Source organism: Streptomyces sp. NPDC014870, from assembly GCF_043081505.1.
Lineage (GTDB): Bacteria > Actinomycetota > Actinomycetes > Streptomycetales > Streptomycetaceae > Streptomyces.
This window is the reverse complement of record NZ_JBIBWQ010000008.1, coordinates 129,697-154,002: the sequence shown is the minus strand read 5'-3', so window position 1 is coordinate 154,002 and position 24,306 is coordinate 129,697. Positions and strand designations below refer to the sequence as shown.

Sequence of the window (24,306 nt, the reverse complement as noted above, 5' to 3'; positions counted from 1 at the left end):
AGGAGACCGAGGCGCCCCTGCGGAGCCCGCGATCCGCGCGTAAGTCGCCGCTAGGCGGTCGCGGGGCCGTCCAGGAGGCGCAGCAGGACGTCGGCCTCGGCGCGCAGTCGGGCGGCCCGGTCGGCGTGGGCGGGGGCGGTCAGTTGTTCCGCGGCCTCCAGGCGCTCGGCGGCCTCGGCGCGGACCATCTCCACCACCGTCTCCTCGCTCAGCTCGCGTCGTACGGCCTCGGTGACGCCGACCCCCGAGGGCGACGCCTCGATGGCGGTGCCCCGGAGCTGTTCCTCGGTCGGCGTGACCGCCTCCGCGTTGTCGAGCGCGGCGAGTGTCGAGCGCAGGGCGCTCACGGCGGCCTTGTCGCGGGCGCGCATGGCTTCGGGAAGGGCCTGACGCATACGAAGACGGAGAGACATGCGAACGACCCTATGGGGCAAGGGACCCCGGGCCAAGCGAGCGCCCGCCCCCTCGCCGGGCGCTCGCCGGGCCCGGGCCCCGGTCGGTGAGGTCCTACGCCAGCGCCGCCTCGACGCGGGCGGCGAGTGTGAGGACCGCCTCCGCGCCGAGGGACCAGCCTCCGGTGGTCTGCCGGTGGAGCGTCCGGGTCAGGAGGAGTCCGCCCTCCGGTCGCGGTTCGACCGTCAGGAGGCGGTCCACGCTCCACTGGTGGGTGGCGTCGGGGCCCGCGACGGTGGTGGACACGTGGTCGGCCAGGGCGAGGAGTTCGGGGTCCGCGTTGAGCCGTCGGGCCGCCTCCGGGTCGCCTTCGAAGGGGGACGGGCCGCCGCGCCGGCGTGCGCCGAGGGCGGCGGGGCCCGGGAGCGGGGTGGTGAGCGGGACCGCGTACTGGAGCAGGCCGAGCCCGAAGCTGCGCCGGATCGCCCGGCCGGTCAGGACGGAGGCGCGCAGCTCGAACGGTCTGGGCGCCTGGGCGTCCACGTAGACGAAGCAGTGCGTCTGGGCCGGCATCCCGCTGAACCGTTCACGCGGCGGCAGCAGGCTCCCGGCCGGGACGCCCTCGCTGTCGCCCGCGAGGACGTGGGCGGGCGGCGGTTCGGGGAGGCCGAGTTCGGCGGTGAGGACGCGGGCGACGTCCGTGGACACGACGGCGGGGTCCCTGCTCCGGCCGGTCCAGTGGGCGAGGGCCATGGCATGTCCTCCCTGGGCGCTCAGGCCGACCCGGCGCGGGTGCGCAGCTCTTCGAGGCGGAGCAGCGCGGACTGCCGTTCGCCCTGGAAGCGGCCGACGCGGGCCTGGGTGAGCGCCGTCCAGTGCTCGACGGCCTCGTCGGCGTGGAAGAGCGCTTCGGTGAGGCGGCCCTGCGCGGCCAGTGCGTCCCGCTCGCGGTCCGCGTCCTCGGCGTGCCGCAGCAGCGCCTGGGTGGGGTCCTCGGTCGAGGTCTGGGCGGCCTCGGCGCGGGCGACCTGGCGTCGTCGGCGGGCGACGCTCGCGTAGCCGACCAGAGCGACCAGTCCGCCCGTGATACCGGCGGAGACAACCTTCATCAACAGATCATCCATGGCCGCAGTATGGATCGACGGGGCGTGGTTTTGGAGATAGTTTCTAGAAAAAGATTCGAGTTATTGACCCGCACCTATACTCCCACCATGGCAAAGCAGTCCCGTGGCGAGGCCACCGTCGAACGCCTCCTGGCCGCGGCACTGGAGGTGTTCGCCACGTCCGGGCAGGCCGGCTTCACCGTGAACGCGGTGACGAGGGCGAGCGGGGTCAGCCTCGGCAGCCTGTACCACCACTTCGGCAGCTTCGACGGCCTCGCGGCGGCCCTGTACGGCCACTGCCTGCAGCAGACGTACGCGGCGGCGCTCGGCGCCCTCGACCGGGCCAGGACCGCCCACACCGGCATCCGGGCGTTCGTGACGACGTACCTGCGCTTCAACCAGGAGAACCCGGCCGTGGCCCGCTACCTGCACGGCTCGGCGTACTCCAGCTACCTGGCCGTCGACGCCGACCGGGCCCGCGGTGTCGAGCCGGACCACTTCCCCCGGGTCGCCGACCACCTGAAGCGCTGGATCGACGCGGGCGAGATCGCCCCGCTCCCCGGCCCGCTCCTCGAAGTCCTGATCGTCGGCCCGGTCGCGGTGGCCGCCCACCGCTGGCTCGCGACCCCGGAGGACATCGACCTCAACCAGGCGTCCCGGATCCTCTCGGCCCGCATCTGGGCCTCCGTCCGGGCCGACCAGGAGCCCCTCGCCCCGGCAGGCCACGGACCGCCGGGCACTCTCTAGTTCAGCAGCGCCCTGGCCGCCTGGGCCTTGTTGCGGATCGACGCCGCCGCGCTCGGTTCGACCGCGGCCACGACCGAGGCGTACGCCTCCATCTCCGCCGCCCCCGCCTGGAACTCGCCGCGCTGCACCAGCAGCTCCGCGTGCTCGTAGCGCAGCCGGGCCGGATGGGAGGGGAGGAGGAGGGACAGCTCCACCGCCCAGAGGGCCACGCTCGACCGCTCCGGGCGCGGGGCCGCCCAGGCGCGGATGTTGTTCAGGACGCGCAGGACGATGTCCAGCGGGTCCGTCGGGCGCAGCATCGACGGTTCGAGGGGCTCGCCCGTCGCGCCCGCGACCAGCAGCTCCGCGTCCATGCCGGTCATCGGCCGACCGCCCGCGAAGGGGTCCGCGAAGACCTGGGCCGACGGGTCGCCGAAGCCGATCACGAAGTGGCCGGGCAGACCGAGGCCGTACACCGGCGCGCCCGCCCGCCGCGCCACCTCCATCCAGACGACGGACAGCAGGATCGGCAGCCCGCGCCGGCGCCGCAGCACCTCGTGCAGCAGCGAGGACTCCAGGCGCTGGTAGTCGGCCGGAACGCCCTGGAAGCCGTACCGCCCGCCGAGTACCCGCTCGAGCGCGGCCACCCAGTCCGCCGGGTCCCGCACGCCGTACGGCAGCTCCCCGGCCAGCCGGTCGAGCTCGATCTCCGCCGCGTCCAGGTCGGCCTCGCGCAGGCCGTCGTCCGCCACCGCCCCGATCAGCAGGCAGAGCCGTGCGAGGTCCGGACGCCGTGCCCGGGCCTCCTCGGCGAACTCCCGCCGCCAGTCGGTCACCCCGGTCACCTCGCTCACCCCTCCGTCGGTCGGTAGTGGTGGTAGTGGTGATGGACCGCGAAGCCCATGCCCTCGTACATCGCCCGGGCCCCGTCGTTCTCCGCCTCGACCTGGAGCCAGGCGGCCGACGCGCCCTCGTCGAGGGCCCGCCGGGCGAGTGCCGTCATCACGGCCGAGGCCAGGCCCCGACGCCGCTGCTCGGGGTCGACCTCCACCGCCATGAACCCGGCCCAGCGGCCGTCGACCACACACCGTCCGATCGCCGCCGGTATGTCTCCCGTGCCCGGTACGGACGCGAACCACACACTCGGGCCGCCGGACAGGACGCTCAGCACATGCGGTCCGACCGTGCCCGACCGGTTGTAGCGGCGCAGCCACGCCTCGTCCACGCTCCGCGCGAGCCGCACCCGCGAGACGTCCGCGTCCAGGTCACCGACCGGGGCGAGGCCCCCGACGCGTACCTCCGCCGTGACCTCCGAGCGCCAGCCGTGCCGCTCCAGCTCCGCGCAGAGCAGTTCCTGCGTGCCCTCGGCACCGGTCGCCGTCTGGATGTAAGGGGGAAGATTCCGCTTCGCGTACCACTCGCGGACCCGCGCGAGCGCCTCGTCCGTCGGCAGGCCGGGGTCGCCGAGCGGCAGCACCGAGTTCGCCCGCCGCGTGAATCCGCCCGAGGCCCGCAGCGTCCACGCGCCGAGCGCCTCGCTCTCCACCGGCGGCCAGCCGCGCGCCATCGCGCGCGCGAGCTCCTCGAAGGAGGCGGCGGGGCCACGCCTGCGGGCCGGGGCGGCGGGCACGACCTTGCCCGCGACCAGGGCGGAATCCGGGATTCGGACGGCCTCGCCCGTCCTGCGTGTGATCAAGAGCACACCATGATCCCAGGATGTGAGAACTCCGACCGCGTCGGTGAATTTCCCGCCCGGATCGCCCGCGTCCGTCACATACCGAACTGAGACACGTTTTCCCACGTCAGCGCGGGTAATACGCACCTCAAGGCGCCCTCCAGCGGTGAATTCCACAGCTTCTCCGCCCCTCCTGTTCGGATCGTCCCCAAGAACGGAGATACTAGGGGCGGGCATCGACGACGCCGCGCTCCCGCGCAGACCAGCCCTACCGAGGAGGAACGACAGCGTGACCTACGTCATCGCGCAGCCTTGTGTCGACGTCAAGGACAAGGCATGCATCGAGGAGTGCCCCGTCGACTGCATCTACGAGGGCTCCCGGTCCTTGTACATCCACCCGGACGAATGCGTCGACTGTGGTGCTTGTGAGCCGGTGTGCCCGGTCGAGGCCATCTTCTACGAGGACGACACCCCGGAGGAGTGGAAGGACTACTACAAGGCGAACGTCGAGTTCTTCGACGAGCTCGGTTCGCCCGGTGGTGCCTCCAAGCTCGGCCTGATCGAGCGCGACCACCCCTTCATCGCCGCTCTGCCGCCGCAGAACGGCTGATCGAACCGTCCTCGGTCCCGTACAGCCTCGCCGACCGGCGCGCTGTACGGGACCGACGCGTTTCGACCACGCGATTTTTCCGTGCGTCCGTACGTATGAGGAAGTGAGCCAACTCGTGAGCGCAGTCCCGGGCGCAGTCTCTTCGCGCCTCCCCGCCTTCCCCTGGGACAAGCTGGAGCCGTACAAGAAGACGGCCGTCGCCCACCCGGACGGCATCGTGGACCTGTCCGTGGGCACCCCGGTCGACCCCGTCCCTGAGCTGATCCAGCGAGCCCTTGTGGCGGCGGCGGACTCGCCCGGCTACCCCACGGTCTGGGGCACCACCGAGCTGCGGGACGCGCTCACCGGCTGGTGCGAGCGGCGCCTCGGCGCGGTCGCGGTCGGCCACCGCAACGTGCTGCCGGTCGTCGGCTCCAAGGAACTGGTCGCCTGGCTGCCGACCCAGCTCGGCCTCGGCGCCGGCGACCAGGTCGCCTACCCGCGCCTCGCCTACCCGACGTACGAGGTCGGCGCCCGGCTCTGCGGTGCGGAGCCCGTCGTCTACGACGACCCGGTGACGGATCTCGACCCGGCCCGGGTCAAGCTGCTCTGGCTCAACTCGCCCTCCAACCCCACCGGCAAGGTCCTCGGCAAGGACGAGCTGACCCGGATCGTGGCCTGGGCGCGCGAGCACGGCATCCTCGTCTTCTCCGACGAGTGCTACCTGGAGCTGGGCTGGGAGGCCGACCCGGTCTCGGTCCTGCACCCGGACGTCTGCGGCGGTACGTACGAGGGCATCGTCGCCGTCCACTCGCTCTCCAAGCGCTCCAACCTGGCCGGCTACCGCGCCGCGTTCATCGCCGGCGACGCGGCCGTCCTGGGCGAGTTGCTCCAGATCCGCAAGCACGGCGGCATGATGACCGCCGCCCCCGTGCAGGCCGCCACGGTCGCCGCCCTGGGCGACGACGCGCACGTCGCCGAGCAGCGCGAGCGGTACGCGGCCCGGCGCGCGGCGCTGCGCACGGCGCTCGAGGCGCACGGCTTCCGCATCGCGCACAGCGAGGCCAGCCTCTACCTGTGGGCGACCCGCGACGAGCCCTGCTGGGAGACGGTGGCGTACCTGGCCGACAAGGGGATCCTGGTCGCGCCCGGCGACTTCTACGGGACGGCGGGGGAGCGGTTCGTCCGCGTGGCCTTCACGGCGACGGACGAGCGGGTCGAGGCCGCGGTGAAGCGCCTGGCGTGAGGCGGCTCGCGTGAAGTGACACCGAAGGGCCCGGGGAGCGTGTGCTCCCCGGGCCCTTCCGTGTGTCCGCGGGTGTGTGTCCGCGGGATCAGCCGCCGATCGGCAGGCCGCCCAGCGACGGGACGCCGCCGCCGGTCGGGAGGCCACCGCCGAGGCCGCCGGCCGACGGGGCGGTCTCGCCCACGACCTGGCCGGCGTTCCCCGCGGTGTCGCCGGCGATCTGCTGCGCGGCCGGGGTGGCGGTCCTGGTGGCCGAGCCCACGGTCTTGCCGGCGGCCGGAACGGCCTTGCCGACGGCCTCGCTGCCGGTCTCGCCGACGACACCGGTGGCGGTCTGCGAGGCGCCGTCGACCGTGCCGCCGACCCCGGCGGCGTCCAGCGAGCTGATGCCGGAGAGGGCGCCGGTGGGCGCGATGCTGTGGTCCAGGGCGCTCGCGGAGCCGGCCGCACCGACCACGGGGGCTGCTCCGGCCGCGACGAGGAGGGCGGCGCGGGCGATCCGACGGGTCAGGGGGAGGGACATGGTGCTCCTTCGACGGAGAGGACGTTCTGACGCCGTGCTCAACCGAGGCGGGGGAGGGGGAGGTTTCGGCGTTCGAAGGTAAAGCCCGTGCGATGGATCGCATTATCGGGTGGGGAGGAAAGCGGACGAACGCGCAGAAGATCCAAGCCGTGCTGAACCGTCACTGCCCTTGCGGCACAAGGGGAGTGCGGGGTCGGAGGGGTGGGCGCGCGGTGCGGGACGGCGAATACCCGGTCGGGTGACACCTCGTACGTGCGCGCGACGGCCACCTCTACGGCTGCATCCGGATGCGGACCGCGTCCGCGGCCGTTCCCTCCGGCGTCCGCGCGCGGTTCCACGTGCCCTTGGTGTCGGTCGCCCGCCAGACCATGCCCCCGTACGACACCTCCGCGATCCGCAGGTCGTCCGCGCGCGCCACCGCCCAGTGGGCCAGCTCCCAGCCGCGCTGGGCGCCCGTGCCCGAGGTCGCGAGGACGGGGATCGAGAGCACGGCGGGAGCGGTGCCGGACTTCGCGTCCGCGCCGCCGCCGGCGTTCCGGCCGGCACTCGAGCCCGCACCGGTGCCGTCCCCCGCCGTCGCCTTCGGGGCGGCCTTCTTGCCGAAGGCGCGGACCAGCTCCGCCCGCACCTGCGCCGGGTCGCCCGGCAGCTTCGTCTCCGCCGGGCTCGTGGTGCAGTTCAGGGCGGCCGCCGAGCGGCCCGTCAGCGCGGCGGCGAGCAGCGCCGCGTCCGGCTCGTGCTTCGCGTACGCCTGCGGGAACCCGCTCTTCTGCACCTTCTGCGCCGCCACCGTCAACGGCAGCCGCGAGTACCCCGGAACCTTCGCCAGACCCTCGTAGAACTTCCCCGAGGAGTACACCGGGTCCATGATCTGCTCCGGCGTTCCCCACCCCATCGACGGGCGCTGCTGGAACAGGCCGAGCGAGTCCCGGTCGCCGTGCTCGATGTTCCGCAGCCCGGACTCCTGGATCGCCGTCGCCAGGGCGATCTGGACGGCCCGCTCCGGCATCCGGCGCGTGGTGCCCACCGCCGAGATGGTGGCCGCGTTCGCCGCCTGGTCCGGAGTGAACTCGTAGGTGTTCTCGCCACTGCCCACCGTGCACGTGGGCGCGCCCTTGGAGCCCGTCACATGGTGCACGGCCACATAGCCGGCCAGGCCGCAGAGCACGACGAAGGCGGCCGTGTACCTGGCGAGACGCCCGGTGCGGCGGGTTCGGGGGGAACTGCTCGGCGTGGACACGGGGCCCACCGTACTGGAGGCCGGGTTAGGGTCGGCACATGGCTGACAACGCTCCCCTGGACCTCACGCTCGACGGCCCCGCGCTCACCGCCTGGCTCGTCGACTTCCCCTCGGTCAGCGGGACGGAGAAGCCGCTCGCCGACGCGATCGAGCAGGCCCTGCGGACCCTGCCGCACCTCACGGTCGACCGCTACGGCAACAACGTCGTCGCCCGGACGAACCTCGGGCACGAGGAGCGGGTCATCCTCGCCGGCCACATCGACACCGTCCCGATCGCGGACAACGTGCCCTCGCGGCTCGACGAGGACGGCATCCTCTGGGGCTGCGGCACCTCGGACATGAAGTCGGGCGTCGCCGTCCAGCTCCGGATCGCCGCGACCGTCCCCGCGCCCAACCGCGACCTCACCTTCGTCTTCTACGACCAGGAAGAGGTCGCCGCCCACCTCAACGGCCTCGGGAAGGTCGCCGAGGCCCACCCGGACTGGCTGGAGGGCGACTTCGCCGTCCTCCTCGAAGGCTCCAACGCCGAGGTCGAGGGCGGGTGCCAGGGCACGCTGCGCGTCTTCCTGCGCACGGAGGGCGAGCGGGCCCACTCCGCGCGTTCCTGGATGGGGTCCAACGCCATCCACTCCGCCGCCCCGATCCTCGCCCGCCTCGCCGCGTACGAGCCGCGCAGGCCGGTCATCGACGGCCTGGAGTACCACGAGGGCCTCAACGCCGTACGGATCGAGGGCGGCGTCGCCAACAACGTGATCCCCGACGCCTGCACGGTCGTCGTCAACTACCGCTACGCCCCCGACCTGAGCCCGACCGAGGCCGAGGCGCACGTGCGCGAGGTCTTCGCCGACTGCGGCGTCGCCGAGTTCGTCGTCGACGACCACAGCGGCGGCGCCCTGCCCGGCCTCTCCCACCCGGCGGCCGAGGCGTTCATGAAGGCCGTCGGCGGCACCGCCCACCCCAAGTTCGGCTGGACCGACGTGGCCCGCTTCAGCGCGCTGGGCGTCCCCGCGGTCAACTACGGGCCCGGCGACCCGATCTACGCGCACAAGGTGGACGAGCACGTCGTCGTGGAACGGATCGTTCACTGCGAGGCGAGGCTCCGCGACTGGCTCACTGCCTGACAGCCGAAATTCTGCTTTTTGTCACGTCTGTGGACCTACCCTGACCGAATCAGAAGATCAGTGGATCGGTGGAGGGAGCAGGCCATGGGTATCCCCGAGGGAGCGTCGAAGCCGGAGGAGCAGCGGCTGGGACCGGTGTTGAGGCGCCGGGACCAGGTTCAGCCGGGCACCACGGATCAGCGTCTGCTGGACACCGAGGGCGACTCGGAGTGGGTGCACACCGACCCGTGGCGGGTCATGCGCATCCAGTCCGAGTTCGTGGAGGGCTTCGGCGCCCTCGCCGAACTGCCGAGCGCGATCAGCGTCTTCGGCTCGGCGCGCACGAAGCCGGACTCGCCGGAGTACGAAGCGGGTGTCCGGCTCGGCCACGCGCTGGTGGAGGCCGGCTTCGCGGTCATCACGGGCGGCGGCCCGGGCGCGATGGAGGCGGCGAACAAGGGGGCGCGGGAGGCCAAGGGCATCTCGGTCGGCCTCGGCATCGAGCTCCCCTTCGAGCAGGGGCTCAACCCGCACGTCGACATCGGCGTGAACTTCCGGTACTTCTTTGTCCGGAAAACGATGTTTGTGAAGTATGCGCAAGGGTTCGTCGTGCTGCCCGGCGGCCTCGGCACCCTGGACGAGCTCTTCGAGGCGCTCACCCTGGTCCAGACGCGCAAGGTGACCCGCTTCCCGATCGTGCTCTTCGGTACGGAGTACTGGAAGGGCCTCGTCGACTGGCTCCGCGACTCGGTCGTCGCGGGCGGCAAGGCCTCGGAGCGGGACCTGCTGCTCTTCCACGTGACGGACGACGTGGACGAGGCGGTCGCCCTCGTGACCAAGGAGACGGGCCGCTAGAGGTCCGGGTACGGGAGGGGCGCCCCGCCCCTCCCGTACCGGCCCTTCCGCTCCCGCGCTACGCCAGCCCGCGCCGCGCCACGGCGGGCTCACGGTGGCCCGCGATGGACGCCACCATGTCCAGCACCTGCCGCGTCTCCGCGACCTCGTGCACCCGGTACACCTGCGCGCCGAGCCACGCCGACACCGCCGTCGTCGCCAGCGTCCCGAGCACCCGCTCCTTGACCGGCCGGTCGAGCGTCTCGCCCACGAAGTCCTTGTTGGACAGGGACACCAGCACGGGCCAGCCCGTCTCCGTCATCTCCCCGAGCCGCCGGGTCGCCTCCAGGCTGTGGCGGGTGTTCTTCCCGAAGTCGTGGCCCGGGTCGATCATGATCCCGTCCCGCCGCACGCCCAGCTCGACGGCCCGCTCGGCCAGGCCCACGGTGACCCGCAGGATGTCGGCCATGACGTCCTCGTACGCGATCCGGTGCGGCCGGGTCCTGGGCTCGGCGCCGCCCGCGTGGGTGCAGACGAGCCCGGCGCCGTACCGGGCGGCGACCTCCGCGAGCCGGGGGTCGACCCCGCCCCACGCGTCGTTGAGGACGTCCGCGCCGGCCTCGCAGACCGCCTCGCCGACGTCCGCGCGCCAGGTGTCGACGCTGATGACGACGTCCGGGTGCCGGCGCCGTACCTCCGCGACGAAGCCGACCGTGCGGCGGGCCTCCTCCTCGGCCGTGACCTCCTCGCCGGGGCCCGCCTTGACGCCGCCGATGTCGATGATGGCGGCGCCCTCGGCGACCGCCTCCTCGACGCGGGCGAGGGCGGGCTCGTCGCGGAAGGTGGCGCCCTGGTCGTAGAAGGAATCCGGGGTCCGGTTCACGATCGCCATGATCACCGGCTCGTGCGGCCCGAATTCACGCCGTCCCAAGCGCAGCATCCCTTTTGTCCTCCCTCGCGTCCGTTCGCCTGCGACCCTAACTGTCAGTGGCGCATGGCACGATCGGCACCGGACGATTTCCACCCCGGGGAGAGGCGCGCTGGTGTTCTGGTTTTTGCTGATCGCGATGGTCGTGGTCGTCGCCGCAGTCACCCTCGCGGTGATCGGCGGGGGCGACAGCGAGGTGCTGCCCGAGGTGGCGCCCGAGCAGCTGGTGGACCCGCTGCCGCGGTCCCGCCCGGTCGACCGCGAGGACATCGAGGCGCTCCGGCTTCCGGTGACGGCGCGCGGCTACCGGATGGCGGACGTCGACGACGTCCTCGGACGCCTCGGCGCCGAGCTCGCGGAGCGGGACGCGCGGATCGCGGAGCTGGAGGCGGCGCTCGCGGGCGGGCACGGCGGACGTGGCCCCTCGGCCGGTCCCTCGCTGCGCAAGGACGAAGGGCCGGAGCAGCGGTGACCGGCGAGGCGGTCCCCGGTCCCGACGGGCGACTCCGCTGCCCCTGGGGCCTCTCGACCGAGGACTACGTGGCGTACCACGACGAGGAGTGGGGCCGCCCGGTCCACGGGGACGACGCGCTGTTCGAGCGGCTGTGTCTGGAGGCCTTCCAGTCCGGCCTGTCGTGGATCACGATCCTGCGCCGCCGCGAGGGCTTCCGCAGCGCCTTCGCCGACTTCTCGATCGCCGCGGTCGCCCGCTTCGACGAGGGCGACCGGGAGCGGCTCCTCGCGGACGAGGGCATCATCCGCAACCGCGCGAAGGTCGATGCGACCATGGCCAACGCCAAGGTGCTCGCGGAGTGGGCGCCCGGTGAGCTGGACGCCCTGATCTGGTCGTACGCCCCCGACCCGGCGACGAGGCCGGCCCCGCTGACCGTCGCCGACGTCCCGGCCGTGACCGACGAGTCGACGGCCCTCTCCAAGGCCCTGAAGAAGCGCGGTCTCCGCTTCATCGGCCCCACGACGGCCTACGCCCTCATGCAGGCCTGCGGCCTGGTCGACGACCACCTGGAGACGTGCGTGGCCCGAGGCGCCCGCTGAGGGCTCCCCGGGCCACGAGGGTCGTGCGCGATCCCGACGGGGACGTCCGTCAGAAGACGCGGACGTTGTCCGCGGAGTCGTACGAGGTCTGGAACGTCGGGGCGCCGATGCCGCCCCGGCCGTTGCCTGCGTCGACGTGCAGCTCGCGGTAGTTGATCGTCCGCATGACGTCGGACAGACCGTCCCCGGTCACGTCCCCGACGCTCATGACCTCCTCGTTGGCGGGCCAGGCGTACGGCAGCTTCGTACGGGCGCCGAAGGCACCCTTCCCGTTGCCGGGGTAGAGCCACAGCGCGCGCGAGCCGTCACGGGCGAGGAGGTCGGCCTTGCCGTCCCCGTTCATGTCGCCAGGCCCCACCAGCCGGTTCATGACGTTCCAGCCGGCCCCGACCTTCGTGCGGGCGCCGAACCAGCCCTTGCCGTTGCCCGGGTACGTCCAGAGCACACCGGCCGTGTCCCGGGCGACCAGGTCGCGCCGGCCGTCGCCGGTGATGTCGCCGACCGCGGCGATCTCCCGCATGGTGTTCCAGCCCGCGCCGATCTTGGCACGCGTCTTGAACGCGCCCGCGCCGTTGCCCGGGTAGAGCCAGAGCACACCGGCCGTGTCACGGGCGAAGAGGTCCTCGTTCCCGTCACCGTTGTAGTCGCCGTGCCGGACGAGCTGGGTCATCGTGTTCCAGCCCGCGCCGATCAGCCGCCCCTTCGGCATGTCCATGCTGCCCTGGGGGCGGTAGCCGGGCAGGAACCACAGCCGGCCGTCCTCCCCGCGGTGGAGCAGGTCGGGGACCCAGTTGTTGTCCAGGTCGCCGAAGTTCGTCACCGGGGTGGGCTCCGGGCGGGCGCTGGGCGCGAGCCAGTCCATCCACCCGACGCCGTAGGACAGCTCCCAGTCGGTCCTGGCCACCCGGATCGAGCTGATCGTGTTGTCGAAGGCCCCGTCGAACGCGCCGCCGCCGAAGCTGATCGAGCCGTTGTGCGGGCTGATGTGCAGCGAGTCGTTGCCGGTGTAGTTGGGGCCCGTGTGGGCGCTCGCGTACAGCGAGGAGTTGTTGACGAGCGACGAGGTCCTGTCGTTCCAGGTGCCCATGGTCGCCTGACTGGACGAGATGATCTTCATCTCGCCCTTGAACTCCGGGTACTGGAAGAGGCAGAGCTTGCCCGCCGGGCAGCGGGACTCGCTGGCCGAGGCGCTCGGCGCCGCGACGACGAGGGTGGCCAGCGAGGCCACGGTGGCCAGGGCCGCGACGAGGGCGCGGCGGGGCCGAGAGGTTCCGACCATGGATCGGACTCCCTTCGAAGGAGGAGTGAGGGTCAGAAGACGAGGTGGGAGGAGCGCAGGATGCCGAAGGTCTTCGGGGCCGCGAGGCTGCCGTCCGCCTTGCCGGGGTAGACCCGGAGGTAGATCGGGGTGGTGCGGTCCCAGGACTCGGTGCTCGGGCCGTGCGCGACCAGGTCGGGTCGGCCGTCGCCGGTGAGGTCGCCCAGGCCGGCGAGTTCGCGCAGCCCGTTCCAGCCACCGGTGCCGATGAGCTTGCGGGCACCGAAGGCGCCGCGGCCGTTGCCCGGGTAGAGCCAGAGCTTGCCGGCCGTGTCGCGGGCCACCAGGTCGGCCCGCCGGTCGGAGTTCATGTCGCCGGCGCCGACGAGTTCGTTCATGACGTTCCAGCCGGCCCCGACCTTCTGCCGGGCGCCGAACCAGCCCTTGCCGTTGCCGGGGTACGTCCACAGGACACCCGTGGTGTCCGCCGCGAGCAGGTCGGCCTTGCCGTCTCCGGTCAGGTCGCCCGCGGCGGCGATGTCCCGCATGGTGTTCCAGCCCGCGCCGATCTTGAGGGGGGACTTGAACAGGCCCTTGCCGTTGCCCGGGTAGAACCACAGGACGCCGGCCGTGTCGCGGGCGAGGAGGTCCTCGGTGCCGTCGCCGTCGTGGTCGCCGTGCCGGGTCAGCTTGGTCATGGTGTGCCAGCCGCCGCCGATGCGCTGCGTGGTGCCCGTGCTCTCCCAGGCGTGGGTGGTCCACAGCCCGCCGACCGCGTCACGGGTGAGCAGGTCGCCGTACTGGTCGCCGTTGATGTCGCCGAACGCGCCGAGCGTCGTCGAGGCGGCCGGCCGCAGCTTCGGACCGGTGTCGCCGTACCAGCCCGGGAGCCGGCTCTCGGCCCCGCAGAAGTTGTCCGCCTCCGGCCCGACGTCGATCGAGCTGACGGCGCGGTCGAGCTGGGGGTACGCGCTCTCGTCGAAGGACTCCGAGTTGTAGAAGTGCACGGACCCCTCGGGAGCGAAACCGGGCTGCGGGTAGAAGCAGACCGCGTCCGAGCTGTAGTTCACGAAGGAGCGGACGCGGTTGTCCCAGGCCCCGAGGGAGTACATCGGCTTGCTGACGACGAGCATGTCGCCCTGGTAGAGCGGCTGGCTGAAGACGCAGACCTTGCCCGTCGGGCACCGGTCCCAGCCGTCGGCGGCCTGTGCCGGGGCCGTGAGGGCCGTCGCCGACAGGCCGAGCGCCAGGGCAGCCGTAAGAGCGCCGCGAACGGATCGCGACGCGGAGAGAGGACGCACGGAACCCCCCAGGTGTGTGCGTGGAGAAGATGTGGAGCACTCGAGGTGAACGAGTGGTGTGCGGATCATATAGAGGCGCGCACCACTCGCTCGACCGGGTTCCCCGGGGGTTCCGGCGAGGGCTCAGCGGCCCACGTACTTCGGCTTCTCCTTCGCCAGGAAGGCCTGCACCGCGATCGTGTGGTCCTCGGACGCGCCCGCCGCCGTCTGGAGCTCGTCCTCCTTCTCCAGGGCCTCCGCGAGGGAGTGGTCGGCCCCGTACGCCAGGGACTCCTTCAGGGCCGCGTACGCCACCGTCGGGCCCTCGGCCAGGGTGCGGGCGACCTTCAGGGCCTCCTCGGCGAGGTCGGCGGCCGGGACCAGCTTGTTCACGATGCCCAGCTCGTACGCCTCCTGGGCGCTGATCGAGCGGGGGAAGAGCAGCAGGTCGGAGGCGCGGCTCGCGCCGATGAGGCGCGGCAGCGTCCAGGACATGCCGGAGTCGGCCGTGAGCGCCACACCGGCGAAGGAGGTGTTGAAGGCGGCGGTCTCCGCGACCACCCGGTAGTCCGCCGCCAGCGCGAAGCCGAAGCCCGCCCCCGCCGCGACCCCGTTCACGCCCGCCACCACCGGCTTCTTCATGCCGGTCAGCGCCCGGACGATCGGGTTGTAGTGGTCCCGGACCGTGTTCATGGTCGCCTGCGAGCCGGTCTCCTTGTCCTGGAGCAGCAGACCCACGTGCTCCTTCAGGTCCTGGCCCACGCAGAACGCCCGGTCGCCCGCCGCCGTCAGCAGAACCGCCCGTACGGCCGTGTCCGCGCCCGCCGCCTCGACGGCGTCCCGCAGGGCGAGCTTCGCCTCGACGTTCATCGCGTTCATGGCCTCGGGCCGGTTGAGCGTGATCGTGGCGAGTCCGTCGGTCACTTCGTACAGCACGGTGTCGGCCATCGCGGCTTCCCTTCGCGTCTTTGCGGTCCCTGACTCGCCCCAGCATGGCGGAGATCACCCACCCCGCACATGTGACCTGCGTCAAAGAGCCGCGGCGCGGTGGCGGAGCGATGGCGGCGAAGTATCGCAGGCCGATCGCCGAAATGTGCGGTTTTGCGGAAGCGCGTTGCGCAAGCGATGCAGTCCGATGTTGGTCATCGGGTCCTGTGATGCGGGATAATGACCTGGAAGCAATGTGTTCGATGCCGGTGACGTGTGCTCCCGATCAGGGGCCGTCGGCTGACGAAGAGCTGGTTTCAGGAAGGGGAACGAGCATGGCGGCCATGAAGCCGCGGACGGGCGACGGCCCGCTCGAGGTGACCAAGGAGGGGCGGGGCATTGTCATGCGCGTTCCGCTCGAAGGCGGCGGTCGGCTTGTCGTCGAGCTGACCCCGGACGAGGCCCAGGCCCTCGGCGACGCCCTGAAGCAGGTAGTCGGCTGACGCGACAAGCCAGGATTGTCCGCTCCTGCCCCGGCACGGTACCCACCGCGCCGGGGCAGGGGTGTATCAGGGGCCGGGCGTAGGGCCTGTCGTTCGGATCAGGCCCTGGGTCGTGTCCGGAGGCGTCAGCCGCGGCGTACCGCGCACAGCAGGCCGTCGCCGACCGGCAGCAGCGAGGGCAGCAGCTCCTGGCTCTCCCGGACCGCCCGCAGCAGCTCACGTATCCGCAGTACCTCCGCCGGCTGGGCCGCCGAGTCGACCGTGCGGCCGTCCGCGAAGACGCCCTCGAAGCAGACCAGACCCCCCGGTCGCAGCAGGCGCAACGATTCAGCGAGACAGTCCAGGCTCTCCAGCCGGTCGCCGTCGCAGAACACGAGGTCGTACCCGCCGTCCGCCAGCCGGGGCAGTACGTCCAGGGCGCGGCCGGGGATGAAACGCGCCCGGTTCGCGGCGAAGCCCGCCGCCCGGAACGCCGCCTTCGCGAACTGCTGGCGCTCCGGTTCCGGGTCCACGGTGGTCAGGACCCCGTCCGGCCGCATGCCCTGCAGCAGATAGATCCCGGACACGCCCGTGCCCGTACCGATCTCGGCCACCGCTTTCGCGTCCGCCGTCGCGGCCAGCAGGCGCAGCGCGGCGCCGGTGCCCGGTGACACCGAGGGCAGCCCTGCCTCCCGGGCCCGCTCACGGGCCCAGCGCAGCGCTTCGTCCTCGGCGACAAAGGCGTCGGCGAACGCCCAGCTCGTCGGCCGGTTGGCGGTAATGGCCCTCTCCTGTCCCCGTAGTTGGCGCAACGGTGACTGTATCCGCTGCGCCCGGGAACCCGCAGATGGGACCGCGCGTTCACAGGGGGAGGAACGCGGCTGAGGGGCGCCGGAGGAAAGAGAAAGACCCGGTCCCCAAATTCGCGTAAAGATTCTTATCCGGAGCTAACGGGCGAGGTGGCTATGGTAGGGGCTCCACTGGACACCACCAGAGCCGACAGGGGAGGTGCGGCTGCGCCTGTGGACCGGGGAGGAGTGCTTCGGCGTCTTCTCAGGTCGGCGGGTGAGCCGAAATCCGTGACCGACACCGCTGACCGAATCCACACCGCCGACTCCGCTCCCACCACCGCGACCTTCGCATCGGATGCGGAATCGCAGGCGTGGACTCCGCCCACCTGGGAGGAGATCGTCAGCACGCACAGCGGCCGGGTCTACCGCCTCGCGTACCGGCTGACCGGCAACCAGCACGACGCCGAGGACCTCACGCAGGAGGTCTTCGTCCGTGTCTTCCGGTCGCTGTCGACGTACACGCCGGGCACCTTCGAGGGCTGGCTGCACCGCATCACCACCAACCTCTTCCTGGACATGGTCCGCCGCAAGCAGCGGATCCGGTTCGACGCGCTCGGCGACGACGCGGCCGAGCGGCTGCCCAGCCGCGAGCCCTCGCCGCAGCAGGCGTTCAACGACACGCACTTCGACGCCGACGTGCAGCAGGCCCTCGACACCCTCGCCCCCGAGTTCCGGGCCGCGGTCGTCCTCTGTGACATCGAGGGTCTTTCGTACGAGGAGATCGCCGCCACGCTCGGCGTGAAGCTCGGTACGGTCCGCAGCCGTATCCACCGCGGCCGCTCGCACCTGCGCAAGGCGCTCAAGCACCGTTCCCCCGAGGCCCGGGCGGAGCGCGCGCTCGCCACCGTCGGCTGGGAGGGCGGAACGGCGTGAGCATCAGTCCTGCCGGCCCGACCCCCGCGGAGCAGCACCTCGGGGACCGACTCGCCGCGCTGGTCGACGGGGAGCTCGGCCACGACGCCCGCGAGCGGGTACTCGCGCATCTCGCGACCTGTGCCAAATGCAAGGCGGAGGCCGACGCCCAGCGTCGGGTCAAGAGCGTCTTCGCCTCCACCGCCCCGCCACCGCCCTCGGAAGGGCTCCTCGCACGCCTCCAGGGGTTGCCCGGGGGCCCTGGCGAACCGGGGGGTGACGACAGACGGGGACCCTTCGACGAGCTCTTCGCCCTCGGCGGGGGCGGCGGCGTCGGAGGAGGCATCGGCGGAGTGAGGTCGGACGGCTTCGCGACGGCCGCACCGGTCTCCCCCCACCACTCCGGATTCCGCATCCACCCCGTCGGGCGGCCCGAGAGCGACCGCTCGTCCTGGCGGAGCCGGCGCTTCGGCATCGCCGCCGCCAGCGCGGTCTCGTTCGCCGCGATAGCACTCGGCGGCGCCCTGCCGCTGGAGACGACGGTGAACGTCGGCGCGCGCGGCGAGGGCACGGGTTCGAACGTCACCCCGCTCCGGTCCGCCGGCGCGGGCACGGGCTCGGGCACCGGCGCGGGCTCGGTCACCGGGACAGGCACCGGCTCCGGTACGGGCACGGCGACGAGCGCCGGGGCGACCTTCGGGCGAGGCGGGCGTACGGAGGAGCGCACGGCCGTCGGCTCCTCGGCGAGCCCGATCGGCATCGGCTCGACCACTGGCACGGTCTCGGCCGGACCCCTGGTTCCGGGCACGCCGGCCCACGACGTCTCCCTCCGACTCCAGGGGACATCCAGCCAGTCCGTCTTCGAACTCTCCCCGTTCGTCAGGCCCACGGGCCCGGCGCTGCGCCTGGCCTTCACCGGCGGGTACGCCCCGCTGAGCGGCCCGGTGGCCACGCCGTCCCCGAGCCCGCTCGTGGACGCCAACCCGACGACGACGCCGCTCACCTCCCACCGCTGAGCCCGGACCTGGTTGAATCCTGGGCACGGGCGCCTGCCGTGAGGCCGGCGCGGACAGGTGAGCTGTTGCGGGGAGAGCATGAACGACGGGAAGCCGACCGGCCAGAAGCCGAAGTGGTGGAGTCGGCCGACGAGTACGCCGCCGGCGGGGATACCGGAATCGCAGGTCGCGGACGAGGGTGACTTCACCCTCGCCGCCCCCGCGACTCCGGAGGCGCCGTCCACCCCGGACGCGCCGTCCGCCCCGGCGCCCGGGTCCGTACCGCAGCAGGCCGAGGCCGAGGCGCCGGTCGAGCCGCAGGATCAGGTGCCCCCGCAGGCCCAGCCGCAGCCACAGGCCCAGCCGCTGCACGAGCCGGACGAGTACCGGACTCCGCCCTACGGGGAGCCCGGGCCCTGGGCGCCCGCGCCGCCCGTCCAGCGACCGGTGGCGACCCCGGCCCACGGCGTTCCCGTACCGCCACAGCCCGTGCCGCCACAGCCCATGCCGCCACAGCCCGTGCCGCCGCACGCCGTCGCCCCGCCGGCCGTCCCGCAGCCGGCCGCCCCCGTCCCGCAGCCGGTCGCGCCGCAGCCCGCGCCGTGGGTGCAGTACGACCCCTGGGGCTCGCCAGGCGCGCCCGCCGCGCCGCTGAGCGTCGGGACGGAGCCGCTTGTCGAGCCCCGCCGCTCCCGCCGAGGGCTCGCGCTCGTGGGGGCGCTGATCTTCGCGCTGATCACCGGCATCGTCGGCGGCGCCATCGGCGCGTACGTGGAGCGCAACGGCGGCATCACCACCGTCGAGTTGCCCCAGGCGGGCGTCGAGGACTCCGACCGGGCCCCCGAGAGCGTCGCCGGGATCGCCGCCAGCGCCCTGCCGAGCGTCGTCACCCTGCACGTCAGCGGTGCCGGTTCCTCCGGCACCGGCACGGGCTTCGTCCTGGACACCCAGGGCCACATCCTGACCAACAACCACGTGGTCGACGCGGCCGCCTCCTCCGGCGACATCAGCGTCACCTTCAGCAGCGGCGAGACCGCGAGCGCCAAGCTCGTCGGCAAGGACAGCGGCTACGACCTCGCCGTCGTCAAGGTCACCGGCGTCTCGGGCCTCAAGCCGCTGCCGCTCGGCAACTCGGACAACGTCCGCGTCGGCGACCCGGTCGTCGCCATCGGCGCCCCCTTCGACCTCCAGAACACCGTCACCTCCGGCATCATCAGCGCCAAGGAGCGCCCGATCACGGCGGGCGGCGAGAAGGGGGACGGCAGCGACGTCAGTTATGTCGACGCCCTCCAGACCGACGCCCCGATAAACCCCGGCAATTCGGGCGGTCCGCTGGTCGACTCCAAGGCCCGGGTCATCGGCATCAACAGCGCGATCCGCGCCGCCGGCGACGGATCGAGCGGCGAGGGCGGCGGCCAGTCCGGCTCCATCGGCCTCGGCTTCGCCATCCCGATCAACCAGGGCAAGCGGGTCGCCGAGGAGCTGATCAACACCGGCAAGGCCACCCACCCCGTGATCGGTGTGAGCCTCGACATGCAGTTCAACGGCGACGGCGCCCGGGTCGGCGAGAAGGGCAAGGACGGCACCGCGTCGGTCACCCCGGGCGGCCCGGCGGCCAAGGCCGGCATCCGGCCCGGCGACGTGATCACCAAGGTCGACGGCCAGCGCGTGCACAGCGGGGAGGAGCTGATCGTCAAGATCCGCGCCCACCGCCCCGGCGACCGACTGGAGCTGACGCTCAAGCGCGACGGCAAGGAACAGACCAAGACGTTGACGCTCGGTTCCTCGCAGAGCGACTGAGCGCCATCTGGGAGACACCGCAAGGTACCCGCCCGGCTGTTTCGGCGGGTACCGTGGACGGGCCCGGACCCGTGTAAGGAGCAGCCAAGGTGTTCAACGACATCGGCATACTCGAGCTCGTGACGCTCGTGGTCCTCGCCGTGCTCATCTTCGGCCCGGACAAGCTGCCGAAGGTCATCCAGGACGCCTCGCGTTTCATCCGCAAGATCCGCGAGTTCTCCGAGAGCGCCAAGCAGGACATCCGTACCGAGCTGGGACCGGAGTTCAAGGACTTCGAGTTCGAGGACCTCAATCCCAAGACCTTCCTGCGCAAGCAGCTGGACGGGAACGAGGACCTCAAGGAGCTGAAGGAGCTGCGCAGCACCTTCGACCTCAAGAAGGAGATGAACGAGGTCGCGGACGCGGTCAACGGCCGCGAGCCGGAGCCCTCGACCGTCCCGGCGGCGGTCAACGGTTCGCCGGACCTGCTGAAGAAGCAGGACAAGCCGGCCGCTGACGAGCGGCCGCCGTACGACTCGGACGCGACCTGACCACACCCGGCCACCTGGGCTGACGCACCCCGGCGCGAGCCGGTGGCTATCCTCCATCTGTTGTCCGCCGTCGCGGACACGACGGATCGAGGAGGCGGCCGAGATGGAGACGACGAGTCGGGTGGAGGGAGTGCCCGCAGCCCGGCGCACGGCCGAAGGCTATCTGCGCGCACCCTTCACCTGGTACGGACTTGACGACGCGTTCACCGGGGCGCGCTGGCTGATGCAGGTCGGCACGGCGGCGGACGGCACCGTCCAGCACGGGTCGATGGGCCACGGGGACGAGCCGTCGATAAAGTCCGACGCGAGCGGCGCGGAGAAGGAGCGCTTCGCCGTCGTCGTGACGGTCGCCGCGAGCCCCGTGCGCAGGAGCGGTGACGGTACGGGCGTCCTGGACGCCACCACGGTCTCCTCCGCGGCCTGGCTGGCCGGCTCGGGGCTCCTGGCGTACACCTGGCCCGCACAGCTGGACCACGCGCTGCGGGACGACTGGCTGGACCAGCAGACGGAGGCCGCGTTCGAGCTGGCGGACGACCTGAGCGGCCCGGAGTGGTCGACGCTGTCGCTCCCGGTGGACGGCGTGCCGATGCCGTTCCACTACCGCGAGTCCGAGTTCGGCTGGGTGCTCGCCGGCTCCGCTGGCGCGGTGCACATCGGCGCGTACGGGCGGGGCATGAGCGCGTACGGCCTGGGCTTCGCCGGGGTCCAGGACCTGGGCGCGTACGCGTAGCCGCCGACAGGTCGCACGGACCACGACGAAGGGGCACCCCGGCCGGGGTGCCCCTTCGTCGTACGGTCTCGGAACGTACGGTCTCAGAACTTGTTGCGCGGGGTGATGCCCAGGCTCATGCCCGAGAGGCCGCGCTGGCGGCCGCCGAGCTTGCCGGCGATCGCGCGGAGGGCCGAGCCCGCGGGGGAGTCCGGGTCGGTGATGACGACCGGCTTGCCCTCGTCGCCGCCCTCGCGCAGCCGCACGTCGATCGGGATGGAGCCGAGGACCGGGACCGTCGCGCCCGTGGTCCTCGTCAGGCCCTCGGCGACCTTCTGGCCGCCGCCCGTGCCGAACACGTCGACCATCTCGTCGCAGTGCGGGCACGGCAGGCCCGACATGTTCTCGACGACGCCGACGATCTTCTGGTGCGTCTGCACGGCGATCGAGCCGGCCCGCTCGGCGACCTCGGCGGCCGCCTGCTGCGGGGTCGTCACGACGAGGATCTCCGCGTTCGGCACGAGCTGCGCCACGGAGATCGCGATGTCGCCCGTGCCCGGGGGCAGGTCGAGCAGGAGGACGTCCAGGTCCCCCCAGTACACGTCCGCGAGGAACTGCTGCAGCGCGCGGTGGAGCATCGGGCCGCGCCAGACCACAGGGGCGTTGCCCGGCGTGAACATGCCGATGGAGATGACCTTCACACCGTTCGCCGACGGCGGCATGATCATGTTCTCGACCTGGGTCGGACGGCCGTCCGCGCCCAGCATGCGGGGGACCGAGTGCCCGTAGATGTCGGCGTCGACGACACCGACCTTCAGACCGTCGGCGGCCATCGCCGCCGCCAGGTTGACGGTCACGGAGGACTTGCCGACGCCGCCCTTGCCGGAGGCGACCGCGTACACCCGGGTCAGCGAGCCGGGCTTGGCGAACGGGACCTCGCGCTCGGCCGTCGTGCCCCGCAGGGCCGAGGCCAGCTCCTTGCGCTGCTCGTCGCTCATCACGTCCAGCGTGACGTCGACGCCGGTGACGCCCTCCACCCGGGCGACCGCGTCCGTGACCCGCTGCGTGATCGTGTCGCGCATCGGGCAGCCGGAGACGGTGAGGTAGACCGTGACGGCGACCCTGCCGTCGGTCCCGATCTCCACCGACTTCACCATGCCAAGATCGGTGATCGGTTTGTTGATCTCGGGGTCGTTCACCGTCGCCAGTGCTTCGCGCACCGCGTCTTCCGTAGCCATATGGAGATGGTACGGCGCCGACCACGGGCACCGGAAAGACCTCTCAGCGGTCGGGTACGTCACGTCCCCGACCGGCGGCGCCGGGGAATAGATCGCGGCGCTCGTCCATCTCCTTGATCAGGTCCTGGAGCTCCGACCGGATCCAGTCGCGGGTGGCGACCTCGCCGAGGCCCATCCGCAGTGCCGCGATCTCCCGGGTCAGGTACTCGGTGTCGGCGATGGAGCGCTCGTTCTGCTTGCGGTCCTGCTCCAGGTTGACCCGGTCGCGGTCGTCCTGCCGGTTCTGCGCGAGGAGGATCAGCGGGGCCGCGTAGGAGGCCTGCAGCGAAAGCATGAGCGTCAGGAAGATGAACGGGTACTCGTCGAACTTCAGCGAGCCCGGCGCGAAGATGTTCCACAGCACCCAGAGGATGATGATCACCGTCATCCAGACGATGAACCGCCCCGTCCCCAGGAAGCGCGCGATCCGCTCCGAGAGCCGGCCGAAGGCCTCCGGGTCGTACTCCGGCAGCAGCCTGGCCCGGCGCTCGCGCGGCAGGTCGAGCCGGATCCGGGACATGGACCGCTCCCGCTCCCGTTCGCGCTCCTTCTCCTTCTCCCTTTCCAGCTTCAGCTCCCTGTCCCGTTCGCGCGTGCGCTCAGGTGTCATGCGTCACCCCCTCCTCGTGGAACTCGGCCTCGCGCCAGTCCTCCGGCAGCAGATGGTCGAGCACGTCGTCCACGGTGACCGCGCCGAGCAGCGACCCGCTCTCGTCCACCACCGGCGCGGCGACCATGTTGTAGACGGCGAGGTAGCTGGTGACCGCGGGCAGCGGGGTGTCCGGGGCGAGCGGCGGCAGGTCGCTGTCGGCCAGCGAGCTGACCAGCGTGAACGGCGGATCCCGCAGCAGCCGCTGGAAGTGCACGGTGCCCAGGTACCTGCCGGTCGGCGTCTCGTCCGGCGGGCGGCACACGTACACCTGCGCGGCGAGCGCGGGGGAGAGGTCCTGCTGCCGTACGCGGGCCAGCGCGTCCGCGACGGTGGCGTCCGGCCGCAGCACGATCGGCTCCGTCGTCATCAGACCGCCCGCGGTCCGCTCCTCGTACGCCATCAGCCGGCGCACGTCGGCCGCGTCGTCGGGCTGCATCAGCGTGAGCAGCCGCTCCTTGTCCGCCTCCGGCAGCTCCGAGAGCAGGTCGGCTGCGTCGTCCGGGTCCATCGCCTCCAGGACGTCCGCGGCACGCTCCTCCTTCAGCTTGCCGAGGATCTCGACCTGGTCGTCGTCCGGCAGCTCCTCCAGGACGTCGGCGAGCCGGTCGTCGTCGAGGGCGGCGGCGACCTCGGCGCGCCGCTTGGGGGAGAGATGGTGCAGCGCGTTGGCCAGGTCGGCCGGGCGCAGCCGCTCGAAGGTGGCGACCAGGCTCTCCGCCCCCTGGCTCTCCTCCTCCAGGGAGAAGCCGGTCACGGCCGACCACTCGACAGTCAGGGTCTCGCCCTTGCGCCGCAGCGCGCCGGGCTTGCCGCGCCGGACGAACACCCGGTCGATCTCCCACTCACGTCGGGCGGGGAGCTGCTGGATCGCGATGTCGAGGACGGTGACCTCCTCGTCGGTCTCGACGAGCCGGACGCGGCGGTCGAGGAGTTCACCGAGGACCAGCCGTTCGGTGGGACGCGACTCGAAGCGGCGCATGTTGACCACGCCCGTCGTGATGACCTGACCGGACTCGACGCCGGTGATCCGGGTCATCGGCACGAAGACCCGGCGGCGGCTGAGCACCTCCACCACCATGCCGAGCAGCCGGGGCGGGCGACGGCCCACCCGGAGCATCGCGACGAGGTCGCGGACCCGGCCGACCTGGTCGCCGTTGGGGTCGAAGACGGGCACGCCCGCGAGGTGCGAGACGAAGATCCGGGGGGCGCCTGCCACCATGCCACGCGCCTCCTCGGTGCCGCACGATTCGGGTCGATGCTGGTCAATGCTGAGGTATGCCGGA

28 protein-coding genes are annotated in these 24,306 nt (G+C 72.2%); 13 read left to right on the top strand and 15 right to left on the bottom strand.

Annotated features, from left to right (window positions below; translation table 11 throughout):
* Positions 1-50 precede the first annotated feature (50 nt).
* From ACF09C_RS23390 to ACF09C_RS23380, 3 genes are all read right to left on the bottom strand, one after another.
* Complete coding sequence (locus ACF09C_RS23390) at positions 51-371, bottom strand: hypothetical protein (protein ID WP_392094351.1); 321 nt, start codon at positions 369-371, stop codon at positions 51-53.
* 136 nt (positions 372-507) lie between these two features.
* Positions 508-1,146: a hypothetical protein gene (locus ACF09C_RS23385; RefSeq protein WP_392093928.1), complete on the bottom strand. Its 639-nt coding sequence runs from the start codon at positions 1,144-1,146 to the stop codon at positions 508-510.
* Between the two features lie 20 nt (positions 1,147-1,166).
* Positions 1,167-1,517, bottom strand: coding sequence for a hypothetical protein (locus ACF09C_RS23380; RefSeq protein WP_392093926.1), 351 nt, complete (start codon positions 1,515-1,517; stop codon positions 1,167-1,169).
* An 87-nt stretch (positions 1,518-1,604) separates the two neighbouring features.
* Between ACF09C_RS23380 and ACF09C_RS23375 the strand changes: the two genes are divergently transcribed.
* Complete coding sequence (locus ACF09C_RS23375) at positions 1,605-2,243, top strand: TetR/AcrR family transcriptional regulator (RefSeq protein WP_392093925.1); 639 nt, start codon at positions 1,605-1,607, stop codon at positions 2,241-2,243.
* On the opposite strand, the gene ACF09C_RS23370 is transcribed toward ACF09C_RS23375, so the two are convergent.
* Together ACF09C_RS23370 and ACF09C_RS23365 are read right to left on the bottom strand one after the other, a co-directional pair.
* Positions 2,240-3,076, bottom strand: coding sequence for a transglutaminase-like domain-containing protein (locus ACF09C_RS23370; protein ID WP_362425244.1), 837 nt, complete (start codon positions 3,074-3,076; stop codon positions 2,240-2,242). The genes ACF09C_RS23375 and ACF09C_RS23370 overlap by 4 nt on opposite strands.
* On the bottom strand, positions 3,073-4,074 hold the full coding sequence (locus ACF09C_RS23365; RefSeq protein WP_392093922.1) for a GNAT family N-acetyltransferase: 1,002 nt from the start codon (positions 4,072-4,074) through the stop codon (positions 3,073-3,075). The genes ACF09C_RS23370 and ACF09C_RS23365 overlap by 4 nt, the downstream gene beginning before the upstream one ends.
* 112 nt (positions 4,075-4,186) lie before the next feature.
* Here ACF09C_RS23365 and fdxA point away from each other — a divergent pair, with 112 nt between their 5' ends.
* Together fdxA and ACF09C_RS23355 are read left to right on the top strand one after the other, a co-directional pair.
* Positions 4,187-4,507, top strand: coding sequence for a ferredoxin (gene fdxA, locus ACF09C_RS23360; protein ID WP_003985062.1), 321 nt, complete (start codon positions 4,187-4,189; stop codon positions 4,505-4,507).
* Positions 4,508-4,622: 115 nt separating this feature from the next.
* The gene (locus ACF09C_RS23355; RefSeq protein WP_392093920.1) at positions 4,623-5,732 is read left to right on the top strand and encodes a bifunctional succinyldiaminopimelate transaminase/glutamate-prephenate aminotransferase; all 1,110 of its coding nucleotides are present in this window, start codon (positions 4,623-4,625) and stop codon (positions 5,730-5,732) included.
* 88 nt (positions 5,733-5,820) lie between these two features.
* Here the strand turns inward: ACF09C_RS23355 and ACF09C_RS23350 are convergent, their stop codons facing one another.
* Together ACF09C_RS23350 and ACF09C_RS23345 are read right to left on the bottom strand one after the other, a co-directional pair.
* Positions 5,821-6,255, bottom strand: coding sequence for an ATP-binding protein (locus tag ACF09C_RS23350; protein WP_392093919.1), 435 nt, complete (start codon positions 6,253-6,255; stop codon positions 5,821-5,823).
* A 271-nt stretch (positions 6,256-6,526) separates the two neighbouring features.
* The gene (locus tag ACF09C_RS23345) at positions 6,527-7,504 is read right to left on the bottom strand and encodes a hypothetical protein (RefSeq protein ID WP_392093917.1); all 978 of its coding nucleotides are present in this window, start codon (positions 7,502-7,504) and stop codon (positions 6,527-6,529) included.
* Positions 7,505-7,533: 29 nt separating this feature from the next.
* Here ACF09C_RS23345 and dapE point away from each other — a divergent pair, with 29 nt between their 5' ends.
* Both dapE and ACF09C_RS23335 read left to right on the top strand, forming a co-directional pair.
* Positions 7,534-8,616, top strand: a complete 1,083-nt coding sequence (gene dapE / locus ACF09C_RS23340; protein WP_392093915.1) for a succinyl-diaminopimelate desuccinylase — start codon at positions 7,534-7,536, stop codon at positions 8,614-8,616.
* 84 nt (positions 8,617-8,700) lie between these two features.
* Positions 8,701-9,450, top strand: coding sequence for a TIGR00730 family Rossman fold protein (locus tag ACF09C_RS23335; RefSeq protein WP_392093913.1), 750 nt, complete (start codon positions 8,701-8,703; stop codon positions 9,448-9,450).
* A 58-nt stretch (positions 9,451-9,508) separates the two neighbouring features.
* Here ACF09C_RS23335 and folP read toward each other — a convergent pair whose 3' ends face one another.
* Positions 9,509-10,369 (bottom strand): dihydropteroate synthase, encoded by an 861-nt coding sequence (gene folP, locus ACF09C_RS23330; protein WP_362425267.1) that lies wholly within the window; start codon positions 10,367-10,369, stop codon positions 9,509-9,511.
* A gap of 103 nt (positions 10,370-10,472) precedes the next feature.
* Here folP and ACF09C_RS23325 point away from each other — a divergent pair, with 103 nt between their 5' ends.
* Together ACF09C_RS23325 and ACF09C_RS23320 are read left to right on the top strand one after the other, a co-directional pair.
* Positions 10,473-10,829 (top strand): DivIVA domain-containing protein, encoded by a 357-nt coding sequence (locus ACF09C_RS23325; RefSeq protein WP_392093911.1) that lies wholly within the window; start codon positions 10,473-10,475, stop codon positions 10,827-10,829.
* The gene (locus ACF09C_RS23320) at positions 10,826-11,410 is read left to right on the top strand and encodes a DNA-3-methyladenine glycosylase I (RefSeq protein WP_392093909.1); all 585 of its coding nucleotides are present in this window, start codon (positions 10,826-10,828) and stop codon (positions 11,408-11,410) included. Before ACF09C_RS23325 ends, ACF09C_RS23320 begins: the two co-directional genes overlap by 4 nt.
* 49 nt (positions 11,411-11,459) lie before the next feature.
* Here ACF09C_RS23320 and ACF09C_RS23315 read toward each other — a convergent pair whose 3' ends face one another.
* The 3 genes from ACF09C_RS23315 to ACF09C_RS23305 form a co-directional block, all read right to left on the bottom strand.
* Positions 11,460-12,689 (bottom strand): FG-GAP-like repeat-containing protein, encoded by a 1,230-nt coding sequence (locus ACF09C_RS23315; RefSeq protein WP_392093907.1) that lies wholly within the window; start codon positions 12,687-12,689, stop codon positions 11,460-11,462.
* Positions 12,690-12,721: 32 nt separating this feature from the next.
* Complete coding sequence (locus ACF09C_RS23310; RefSeq protein ID WP_392093905.1) at positions 12,722-13,969, bottom strand: FG-GAP-like repeat-containing protein; 1,248 nt, start codon at positions 13,967-13,969, stop codon at positions 12,722-12,724.
* Positions 13,970-14,092: 123 nt separating this feature from the next.
* On the bottom strand, positions 14,093-14,896 hold the full coding sequence (locus tag ACF09C_RS23305) for an enoyl-CoA hydratase/isomerase family protein (RefSeq protein ID WP_392093904.1): 804 nt from the start codon (positions 14,894-14,896) through the stop codon (positions 14,093-14,095).
* A 314-nt stretch (positions 14,897-15,210) separates the two neighbouring features.
* Here ACF09C_RS23305 and ACF09C_RS23300 point away from each other — a divergent pair, with 314 nt between their 5' ends.
* On the top strand, positions 15,211-15,378 hold the full coding sequence (locus ACF09C_RS23300; RefSeq protein WP_073809075.1) for a DUF3117 domain-containing protein: 168 nt from the start codon (positions 15,211-15,213) through the stop codon (positions 15,376-15,378).
* Positions 15,379-15,503: 125 nt separating this feature from the next.
* Here the strand turns inward: ACF09C_RS23300 and ACF09C_RS23295 are convergent, their stop codons facing one another.
* Complete coding sequence (locus ACF09C_RS23295) at positions 15,504-16,169, bottom strand: class I SAM-dependent methyltransferase (RefSeq protein ID WP_362425285.1); 666 nt, start codon at positions 16,167-16,169, stop codon at positions 15,504-15,506.
* Positions 16,170-16,322: 153 nt separating this feature from the next.
* Here ACF09C_RS23295 and sigE point away from each other — a divergent pair, with 153 nt between their 5' ends.
* The 5 genes from sigE to ACF09C_RS23270 all read left to right on the top strand — a co-directional run bounded on the left by sigE (position 16,323) and on the right by ACF09C_RS23270 (position 21,115).
* Positions 16,323-17,081, top strand: a complete 759-nt coding sequence (gene sigE, locus ACF09C_RS23290; RefSeq protein WP_352191173.1) for an RNA polymerase sigma factor SigE — start codon at positions 16,323-16,325, stop codon at positions 17,079-17,081.
* A 2-nt stretch (positions 17,082-17,083) separates the two neighbouring features.
* Positions 17,084-18,076: an anti-sigma factor family protein gene (locus ACF09C_RS23285; RefSeq protein WP_392094349.1), complete on the top strand. Its 993-nt coding sequence runs from the start codon at positions 17,084-17,086 to the stop codon at positions 18,074-18,076.
* A 78-nt stretch (positions 18,077-18,154) separates the two neighbouring features.
* Positions 18,155-19,855: a trypsin-like peptidase domain-containing protein gene (locus ACF09C_RS23280; protein ID WP_392093902.1), complete on the top strand. Its 1,701-nt coding sequence runs from the start codon at positions 18,155-18,157 to the stop codon at positions 19,853-19,855.
* An 89-nt stretch (positions 19,856-19,944) separates the two neighbouring features.
* The gene (locus ACF09C_RS23275) at positions 19,945-20,385 is read left to right on the top strand and encodes a sec-independent translocase (protein ID WP_392093900.1); all 441 of its coding nucleotides are present in this window, start codon (positions 19,945-19,947) and stop codon (positions 20,383-20,385) included.
* Positions 20,386-20,488: 103 nt separating this feature from the next.
* Positions 20,489-21,115, top strand: coding sequence for a hypothetical protein (locus ACF09C_RS23270; protein WP_392093898.1), 627 nt, complete (start codon positions 20,489-20,491; stop codon positions 21,113-21,115).
* 83 nt (positions 21,116-21,198) lie between these two features.
* Here ACF09C_RS23270 and ACF09C_RS23265 read toward each other — a convergent pair whose 3' ends face one another.
* From ACF09C_RS23265 to ACF09C_RS23255, 3 genes are read right to left on the bottom strand one after another with little or no spacing between them, the layout of a single operon-like run.
* The gene (locus ACF09C_RS23265; RefSeq protein ID WP_392093896.1) at positions 21,199-22,332 is read right to left on the bottom strand and encodes an Mrp/NBP35 family ATP-binding protein; all 1,134 of its coding nucleotides are present in this window, start codon (positions 22,330-22,332) and stop codon (positions 21,199-21,201) included.
* A gap of 43 nt (positions 22,333-22,375) precedes the next feature.
* On the bottom strand, positions 22,376-22,981 hold the full coding sequence (locus ACF09C_RS23260) for a DUF1003 domain-containing protein (RefSeq protein WP_392093894.1): 606 nt from the start codon (positions 22,979-22,981) through the stop codon (positions 22,376-22,378).
* On the bottom strand, positions 22,971-24,242 hold the full coding sequence (locus ACF09C_RS23255) for a magnesium transporter MgtE N-terminal domain-containing protein (RefSeq protein ID WP_392093893.1): 1,272 nt from the start codon (positions 24,240-24,242) through the stop codon (positions 22,971-22,973). Before ACF09C_RS23255 ends, ACF09C_RS23260 begins: the two co-directional genes overlap by 11 nt.
* Positions 24,243-24,306: the final 64 nt, after the last annotated feature.

Coding starts and splice junctions, on each gene's coding strand:
- ACF09C_RS23390 (WP_392094351.1), bottom strand. CDS start 371: ATGCGCGCCCGCGACAAGGCCGCCGTGAGCGCCCTGCGCTCGACACTC.
- ACF09C_RS23385 (WP_392093928.1), bottom strand. CDS start 1,146: ATGGCCCTCGCCCACTGGACCGGCCGGAGCAGGGACCCCGCCGTCGTG.
- ACF09C_RS23380 (WP_392093926.1), bottom strand. CDS start 1,517: ATGGATGATCTGTTGATGAAGGTTGTCTCCGCCGGTATCACGGGCGGA.
- ACF09C_RS23375 (WP_392093925.1), top strand. CDS start 1,605: ATGGCAAAGCAGTCCCGTGGCGAGGCCACCGTCGAACGCCTCCTGGCC.
- ACF09C_RS23350 (WP_392093919.1), bottom strand. CDS start 6,255: ATGTCCCTCCCCCTGACCCGTCGGATCGCCCGCGCCGCCCTCCTCGTC.
- dapE (WP_392093915.1), top strand. CDS start 7,534: ATGGCTGACAACGCTCCCCTGGACCTCACGCTCGACGGCCCCGCGCTC.
- ACF09C_RS23335 (WP_392093913.1), top strand. CDS start 8,701: ATGGGTATCCCCGAGGGAGCGTCGAAGCCGGAGGAGCAGCGGCTGGGA.
- folP (WP_362425267.1), bottom strand. CDS start 10,369: ATGCTGCGCTTGGGACGGCGTGAATTCGGGCCGCACGAGCCGGTGATC.
- ACF09C_RS23315 (WP_392093907.1), bottom strand. CDS start 12,689: ATGGTCGGAACCTCTCGGCCCCGCCGCGCCCTCGTCGCGGCCCTGGCC.
- ACF09C_RS23305 (WP_392093904.1), bottom strand. CDS start 14,896: ATGGCCGACACCGTGCTGTACGAAGTGACCGACGGACTCGCCACGATC.
- ACF09C_RS23300 (WP_073809075.1), top strand. CDS start 15,211: ATGGCGGCCATGAAGCCGCGGACGGGCGACGGCCCGCTCGAGGTGACC.
- sigE (WP_352191173.1), top strand. CDS start 16,323: ATGGTAGGGGCTCCACTGGACACCACCAGAGCCGACAGGGGAGGTGCG.
- ACF09C_RS23280 (WP_392093902.1), top strand. CDS start 18,155: ATGAACGACGGGAAGCCGACCGGCCAGAAGCCGAAGTGGTGGAGTCGG.
- ACF09C_RS23270 (WP_392093898.1), top strand. CDS start 20,489: ATGGAGACGACGAGTCGGGTGGAGGGAGTGCCCGCAGCCCGGCGCACG.
- ACF09C_RS23265 (WP_392093896.1), bottom strand. CDS start 22,332: ATGGCTACGGAAGACGCGGTGCGCGAAGCACTGGCGACGGTGAACGAC.
- ACF09C_RS23260 (WP_392093894.1), bottom strand. CDS start 22,981: ATGACACCTGAGCGCACGCGCGAACGGGACAGGGAGCTGAAGCTGGAA.
- ACF09C_RS23255 (WP_392093893.1), bottom strand. CDS start 24,242: ATGGTGGCAGGCGCCCCCCGGATCTTCGTCTCGCACCTCGCGGGCGTG.